This is a genomic window from Candidatus Poribacteria bacterium (genome assembly GCA_009839745.1).
Lineage (GTDB): Bacteria > Poribacteria > WGA-4E > WGA-4E > WGA-3G > WGA-3G.
This window is the reverse complement of record VXPE01000001.1, coordinates 25,859-33,376: the sequence shown is the minus strand read 5'-3', so window position 1 is coordinate 33,376 and position 7,518 is coordinate 25,859. Positions and strand designations below refer to the sequence as shown.

Genomic DNA, 7,518 nt, shown 5'->3' with positions numbered 1-7,518 from the left:
ACTTACGCAAATTGGGCAAAAAACAGTGTATTTCCGTGATTTAACCCCCTAAAGAATCAGAATCAACGGTATGAAGTCCGTATGGACTTCCCCGGGTATGAGGTCTCCCGTGTGGGCTTCCCCGCCCCTTATCAGGGGGACTTTAAGAGAAAATGCGTAAGTCCTATCTTTAATAATTGAAGGGCTCTTTTCTAACCGCGTTTACGTCGAATTCACGTTAATAATATAAAGGGGAGTTTGATAAAGATTTTAGATGGTAATTTGGGTTACAGGTCGTAAAAGGAGGCAGGTATGAAACTATTAATGATTGCAAGTATAATTTTCCTCTTTACCTTCTCAGCAAAGGCAGGGATGTTTCGAGAGAATTTTGATAACGGAAACTTGGATGCGTGGCAGGAACTTATTATGACGCAGGATTTTCTTTTTCGTGATGTGGATGATCCGCCTCCCGGTTCCTGGGAAATCGTTGACGAGGAACTTCATGCGGTAAGCCCCGATGAGAGCACACGTTTGCTCACAATTGGTGATGAGACTTGGCGCGATTACACCATCGAATTTGATGTCAAACCCCTTAATAAACCGGGGCGCAGCAATATCGCTATTGCCGCTCGAATCAAGGGAAGCTGGGTGGCATGGTGTGTCATCGGCGATTTGCCGCCATTTCGCGAACACGCCTCCGAGGCTCTAATGGGTTCTGGTAATTTTCATGACCAAAACACAATTTTCTATAGACATGCCAAGCTCCGTCGATTTTTAAAATTAAACAGGTGGTCGCAGTTGAAGTTGGCAGTTGAAGGAGATACCCTAAACTTTTGGATTAACGGTAAGCTGGTTATTGGACCCGTTCAACTTCCAAACCGTAAAACTTTCAAGGATCGTGAAGCTGCCAAAAAGGCGCATCCCCCTAAACCGGGAAATATAAAGATATTTCACCCATTAGATTTAAACGGATTCCAAGACTTCTTGACGGGTGCAGCGGGCTTGGGTCTCTCGAATCAGACGGCGAGATTCGACAACGTCGTAATCACCGGCGACAGTATCCCGAACAGTGCCGGGTTATCGGTAACACCGAACGCGAAGCTCGCGACGGTCTGGGGACGTCTAAAGCGTTTTTAGCCCGACGGGATCAACTTCCGTAACGTTTGAATCAAGGTGCTTTCTGAGAACCATTTACCTGCCACGCGCCAGACACTGCTCGAAAACGTCGGATACACGTGGATCATTCCGCTCAATTTCCGCAACGGAATCCCCTCTTGCATCGCAAGGATATACTCGTGGATGACCTCCCCCGCGTTTGCACCAACGAGATGCACGCCTAATATTTTCCCAGTCCACCGACTCGCGATGACTTTGCTGAAGCCGTGCGTCTCACCCTCAGCGACGGCTCTGTCGACATCCCGTTGGTCTAGCGTAAATACATCAATGTCTCCATATTTCTCGCGTGCTTCCGCTTCTGTTAACCCGCAACGGGCAACTTCTGGATCACAGAAGGTTGTCCACGGCACGACAGCATAGTTAATCGTTTGAGAGAGTGGGAAAAAGATATTTCGGAGGAGCAGCTGCGCCTGAAACGCCGCAACATGTGTGAACAGGTAATGTCCGATTACATCGCCTGCGGCATAGATATTTTTCACGCTCGTTTGAAGTTTATTGTTCACTTCAATCCCACGTGTGCCGACCTGCACCCCGATTTTGTCAAGTGCTAAACCCTCAATGTTCGGTGCGCGTCCCGCGGCAATCAAAATGTTATCAAAAGCCTGCTCTACAGTTCCATTTCCACTATCGTTAAACGTAACAGTTGTGCCTTCCTGATTTTTCACAACGTCTGCGATACTCGTATTCAGTCGGATCGTGATCCCTTCCTCGCGGAGGTAACGCAGCATCTGTTCAGAAACATCGGTATCCTCTTTCGTCAGAATGCGTTCACTCCGTTGCGCTATCGTCACATCCGCACCCAGGCGATGAAATGCCTGCCCGAGTTCAATACCGATTGGACCCGCGCCCACAACGAGCAACCGATTGGGGAACGTCTCAAGATCCCAGACGTTCTCACTGTCGAGATAGCCGCAAGATTCCAAGCCGGGTATGGGTGGCGCAACAGGACGGGACCCCGTGCTAATCACGAACTTTTTGCTTTTGAGGGTGCGGGTTTGACCACTCTCCGTATCCTCTACAACAAAACTGTCAGCGGACGCAAAATGCCCGTTGCCGAAGATGACATCAACGCCCATCTCACGGAATCGCTCAGGATTGTCGTGTTCCTCCTCTATGGCGTGTTGGGTGCTTCTCACATACGCCATCACACGTTGCCAGTCAGGCGTTGTAGGGGTGCTTGCAACGCCGTATTTCTCAGCGTCCCTGACGTAATTCGCCACCTTCGCCGCCTTCAGGAGTGCTTTGGAAGGCACACATCCCGTCCAGAGGCAGTCGCCACCCATGCGGTGTTTCTCCACGAGTGCGGTCTTCTTACCCAATTTAGCACCGGCAACGGCGAGCACGAGTCCGGCACTTCCGCCGCCGATAATTGTCAAATCATTTTTCAATTTATGGTCTCCTGGACTGCTTTCTTAATTATGGTCTCCTGGACTGCCTTCTACTTCGTTTCGGTCAGGGTTTCGGCGCAATTCACACGGTGCGAAGGTGCTAAAGCTTCTCCTCCTTCATCGAAAACCATCGCGAAATGTAATGGAGCGATGCCCAGAGGCCAATCATTTAAAAAATCGTTGTTGACGCAAAACTCTACCGGGCAGCTGCCCCGTCACGTCCCCATCTCCAACAACCGAAACGCCATTGACGAACACATAGTTTACACCGACGGGAGATTGCACCGGGTCCGACCATGTAGACCTGTCCGTGACAGTCTCCGGATCGAAGACAACGATATCGGCGGCAAGCCCTTGACGGATTCTCCCGCGGTCGGCGAGTCGAAAACGCTCCGCTGGAAAACCGCTCATTTTATAGATGGCTTCTTTCAATGAAACCAACTGGCGTTCGCGAACGAATTTGCCGAGATATTGCACGAAGCATCCGTAACTCCGTGGATGTGGATGTGGAATGTTGTAGACACCGTCGCTGGCAATCATCATGCGGGGATGGCTCGCCGTGCGGTTCAAAATGCGTTCATTCTCTTCGGGCGGGGTTGCCCACGGCATCACAAAGGTTTCAATCGCGGCTTCTTGTTGAATGAAATCGAAGGCGAACGCTTCATGCGACTTCCCTTCGCTTTCAGCGGCCTCGGCGAGCGTCATCCCGATAAATCTACCCGATCGGTTGTAACCCACGATCTGGTTGCCGTTGCGCAATTCACTCCGCAGGTATGCGATCGATTTTTCTCGGACTTCGGGGTCCTGTAGATGTGCTAACATGTCAACAGGCGCGCCGGTCTGATATTCCATCGGGAGCATCATAGCGAGGTGTGTCATACCGGCAGGATAGAGGTAAGACTCAAACGTCAAATCTATCTGCTCTTTCTCTACCCGTTCCAGCACGTCGGTGGCTTCATCGTCAACACGCTCATGCGAAATATGCACAGGAATTTCGGCACGTTGTGCAATCTCAATCGTCTCTTCCCACGCCTTTTTTCTACCGAGGATGCGGTAGCGGATGTGCGCAGCGTAGATGGCATCGTAAGCCGCCGCAATTTTTGAGAGATACACCAGTTCGTGCACATCGGCATTCGCGGAGGGTTGATAGTCGAGTCCTAAGCAGAGACAACACGCACCCGCCTCCAACCATTCACGCGTTGTGCGTTCCATCACTTTCAACTCGTCAGGAGTCGCTGGGCGCGGATCCCATCCCATCGCACCGATCCGAACCGCACAGTGGGGCACCTGTGGATAGAGGTTCGCCGGGATTCGCCCTTCAAATATGCTGAGATACGCGTCGGGTGTTTGCCAATCGAGCGGGACCTCCGCATCGCCATAAGCGAACCGCGTGTAGTGCCACATCTCTTGTGCCTGCTCTGGTGATAAAGGTGCCCATCCGAAGCCATCCGGTGCGGCTAAATGCGTCGTCACACCTTGACTGACAGCGGCGAACTGGTCTCGACCGCCGAGCAGCGCGATTTCAGAATGCACATGCACATCAACGAAACCCGGACAGACAACCTGTCGCTCCGCAGAAATTCGACGCGGTGTTTCTGCTTCAGAGAGATCACCGATGGCGGCTATCTGGTCACCTTGAATGCCGATATCCGCGATAAACGGTTCCCGCTCACCCGTTCCGTCGACGATGTTCCCGCCTGCAATAATTGTATCAAATCTCATTTTTTTAATTTTCCTTTTTTTAATTTTCCTTGTGGCTCGTTTAGGTGTGTGGGTATCTTTACATTCCTTTCCGTAGCTCTAGCGGAAATGCCCAAGCAAAAACCTTTCCACTTCGTTTCAAGCTACGTGCCTTTGTTTCATATTTCCTAATTTTCCTTGCAGTTCGGTCAGATCGATTCTATGAAGGACCCTTCTCTATTATTGTCTCAGTCTATCATCAAAAAGGATACCTGTCAACAGAGATGCCTAATTTCTCTTTGACAAAAAAACCGAGGCCTGCTATAATGCGAATTGGTATTTATATCAAATTCATCAACTGGGACCACCCCAAGATAGGAGAAGACCCCATGCGTCAAGCCTGCACTTATATCAAGACATTGCTCACAACGCCTTATTCGACATTCGGGATGGTTCTACTGTCGCTGACGCTTGTCGTGAGCGGTTGTAGTGAAGATCCCTCTGGCGGAAGCGGACTCACCGATGTAGGACGGGATGAACCGATGATTGTAGATTCTGTCTTGGCAATCGCTGTCTTCGAGGACAGGCCCGATGGCATCACGACCACCTTCTCCGCTGAGGTTAACGATCAGGTGTTCCTATGGATCTTATGGGCAAACATCACGGAACACCACACCGTTAAAGTTTCATGGTTCTCACCCGAAGACGGCCCGGACGATCCGCCCTTCTGGACAGAACAGCAAACCCTCACATCAACAACCGGGGATAAAATTACGTGGTTTTATATCGACTTGCCCGATATTACAGGCGAGTGGTTTGTTGAAATCTATTTAGATGACGATCTCTTTGAACGGAGCCATGTTTTCTGGGTAGAGTGACACAGGCGATTACTGACTCACACCCGTGGGAGGAGGAAAACCATGGATAAACTCAAAATCGCACATATCGGTACGGGCAGACGCGGTGCCGGAACCTACCTTCCCCTTATCTCAAAATTGACAGATGACCTTGAACTCGTTGCTGTTTGCGATCCACACGAAGAGAGCGTCACGGTGAAATCACTGTCGCATCCGAGTTGATGAGTCTCGTAAACGCAGTTCGTAACGATACAGACCCTGAGTACGGTGCTTATAACGGGCGCAAGGATCGGGAGATCGATGTCGCGATGGCACGTTCATGGGCAAACAATGGGGCACCCGTCACCTTCCCCTTTGAATACGAGGCACGTTAGGCCCCCCCAAGCCAAAACGCATCATTGTTAGAGAATTTGGCTTGCCGTTTGCCGAGAGATATTATATACTTTTAATAATTAAGTTGGAATAATCAGAACCTTGGAGGAACCTCCCATTTTGAAAAACTTTCGGTTCATTCTCGCCACTTTGCTTCTCTTCAGTTTCAGCGCGACGTTGATGGGCAATGAATGGGCGAACTACTACTTCCCAGATGCTCCCGGCAGTTACTGGGTTTACGAAAACCAGAACGGTGACGAGTTGACACGCTACGCAATAGCGCCAGAAGAGATTGATGGCGAATCCTATCGTGCCTTCAGTTACGATCCTGCTTTGGAGGACTGGGCAGACTTTGAGCATTACGTTCACCCGTATTTCTACCAAGTCGGTGGCGACTGGGTGGCGTTTTTTGTCGGTGCTGAAATCGAAAACGCGCTCAAAGCCGCCACGATGAAACAGATGGAAGAAGCCATGGTGCTGATGCGTCAGGCGCTGCAGGAACAGATGCCTGCGGAATTAAATATCACATTTGACTTAGATTACGATGTCGAGGTAGAATCCCAAGATTACTTCTATTTCCTGCCGACCCCCGCCACCTTTGGTGAAGAGTGGACAGCCATAGAAATAAACGTCGTCCTCACGATGACAATTGATATCCAAGGTATGCCGATAGAGATACCGGGCGGTTCAACACAGACTGTAAAAACTTACACGACTCTCATAGAGTCAGGCAACGTCACGGGCACGGAAACCGTGGAAACGGAAGCTGGCACCTTTGAAGATTGCTTGGTCATTGAATATCGAACAGATGCTTCAACGGAGACGGCCATATCTGTGGAAGTCCCCCAACAACCGCAAGGACCGCAAGAACAACAAGATGTAACCCTAACAACTCTCTGGTTGGCACCTAACGTGGGCATTGTCAAATTTGAGCACCAACACGAGGCATCTGCCGAGAATGAAGAGATGGGTCTGGTAACGCCTGAAGACCAGACGCTTGAATTAGTCCGTTACGAAATCAAATCCTCAAGTTCGGAGGTTGAATGAGTACTTTTCCTATCTATCGTCCGAGGCGACTTCGCGCAAATGAGAACCTGCGCCGATTGGTTCGCGAGACTGCGCTCTCCGCCAACGACCTTATCTACCCGATGTTTGTCGTCCACGGACATAACACCGCGACCGAAATTTCCGCCATGCCCGGGTGCTACCAATACTCGGTTGACACCCTGATCATCGCCGCGAAAGAGCTCGCCGCGCTCGGAATCCCTGGGACAATCCTGTTCGGCATCCCGGAGGCAAAAGACCCGCTCGGCTCTGAGGCATACGCCGACGATGGGATCATCCAACAAGCCGTCCGAGCCATCAAAGACGCTGTGCCGGATCTGCTTGTCATGACAGATGTATGTCTCTGTGAATACACCGATCACGGACACTGCGGTCTCATCGAAGCTGGGGAAGTGCAGAACGATCCGACTGTGGAAGTCCTCGTTAGGGAGAGCCTGTCGCATGCCCGCGCCGGTGCGGATGTCATCGCACCGTCAGATATGATGGACGGTCGTGTCGGGGCGATTCGTGAGGCGTTAGACGAAAACGGTTATGAAAACATCCCGATTATGGCATATTCTGCCAAATACGCCTCTGCCTTCTACGGTCCGTTTCGGGAAGCGGCGGAATCGACCCCCCAATTCGGAGATCGGCGCGCCTATCAGATGGATCCAGCAAATGCGGAAGAGGCGTTGCGCGAGGTTGCCTTGGACATCCAAGAAGGTGCGGACATCCTCATGGTGAAACCCGCTCTCTCCTACCTCGACGTTATCCATCGGGTCAAAACAGAATTTCAGGTCCCTGTTGCGGCTTACAACGTCAGCGGTGAATACGCCATGATTAAAGCCGCGGCACAAAACGGTTGGATTGACGAAGAGCGGGTCGCTTTGGAGGTCCTCAACAGTATAAAGCGCGCAGGGGCGGATATGATTTTAACCTACTTTGCAAAATCGGTTGTCGAGTGGCTATAATCTGGCGGTTAGCGGTCTGTAAAGTGTGCTAAAGTCTGTAAAGTGTAGTTA

The 7,518-nt window shown here is 50.8% G+C and carries 6 protein-coding genes; 4 read left to right on the top strand and 2 right to left on the bottom strand.

Annotated elements, in window-relative coordinates:
- The first annotated feature begins 291 nt into the window (after positions 1-291).
- Positions 292-1,116: a DUF1080 domain-containing protein gene (locus F4X88_00160; protein MYA54681.1), complete on the top strand. Its 825-nt coding sequence runs from the start codon at positions 292-294 to the stop codon at positions 1,114-1,116.
- Here the strand turns inward: F4X88_00160 and F4X88_00155 are convergent.
- The gene (locus tag F4X88_00155; protein ID MYA54680.1) at positions 1,113-2,543 is read right to left on the bottom strand and encodes a mercuric reductase; all 1,431 of its coding nucleotides are present in this window, start codon (positions 2,541-2,543) and stop codon (positions 1,113-1,115) included. The genes F4X88_00160 and F4X88_00155 overlap by 4 nt on opposite strands.
- Positions 2,544-2,708: 165 nt before the next feature.
- A complete protein-coding gene (locus F4X88_00150) occupies positions 2,709-4,265 on the bottom strand; it encodes an amidohydrolase family protein (GenBank protein MYA54679.1) in 1,557 nt (518 codons plus the stop codon).
- Between the two features lie 347 nt (positions 4,266-4,612).
- Here F4X88_00150 and F4X88_00145 point away from each other — a divergent pair, with 347 nt between their 5' ends.
- From F4X88_00145 to hemB, 3 genes are all read left to right on the top strand, one after another.
- Positions 4,613-5,101, top strand: coding sequence for a hypothetical protein (locus F4X88_00145; protein ID MYA54678.1), 489 nt, complete (start codon positions 4,613-4,615; stop codon positions 5,099-5,101).
- A gap of 471 nt (positions 5,102-5,572) precedes the next feature.
- Entirely contained in the window at positions 5,573-6,499 is a 927-nt protein-coding gene (locus F4X88_00140) for a hypothetical protein (protein ID MYA54677.1), read from the top strand.
- Positions 6,496-7,467, top strand: a complete 972-nt coding sequence (gene hemB / locus F4X88_00135; protein MYA54676.1) for a porphobilinogen synthase — start codon at positions 6,496-6,498, stop codon at positions 7,465-7,467. The genes F4X88_00140 and hemB overlap by 4 nt, the downstream gene beginning before the upstream one ends.
- Positions 7,468-7,518: the final 51 nt, after the last annotated feature.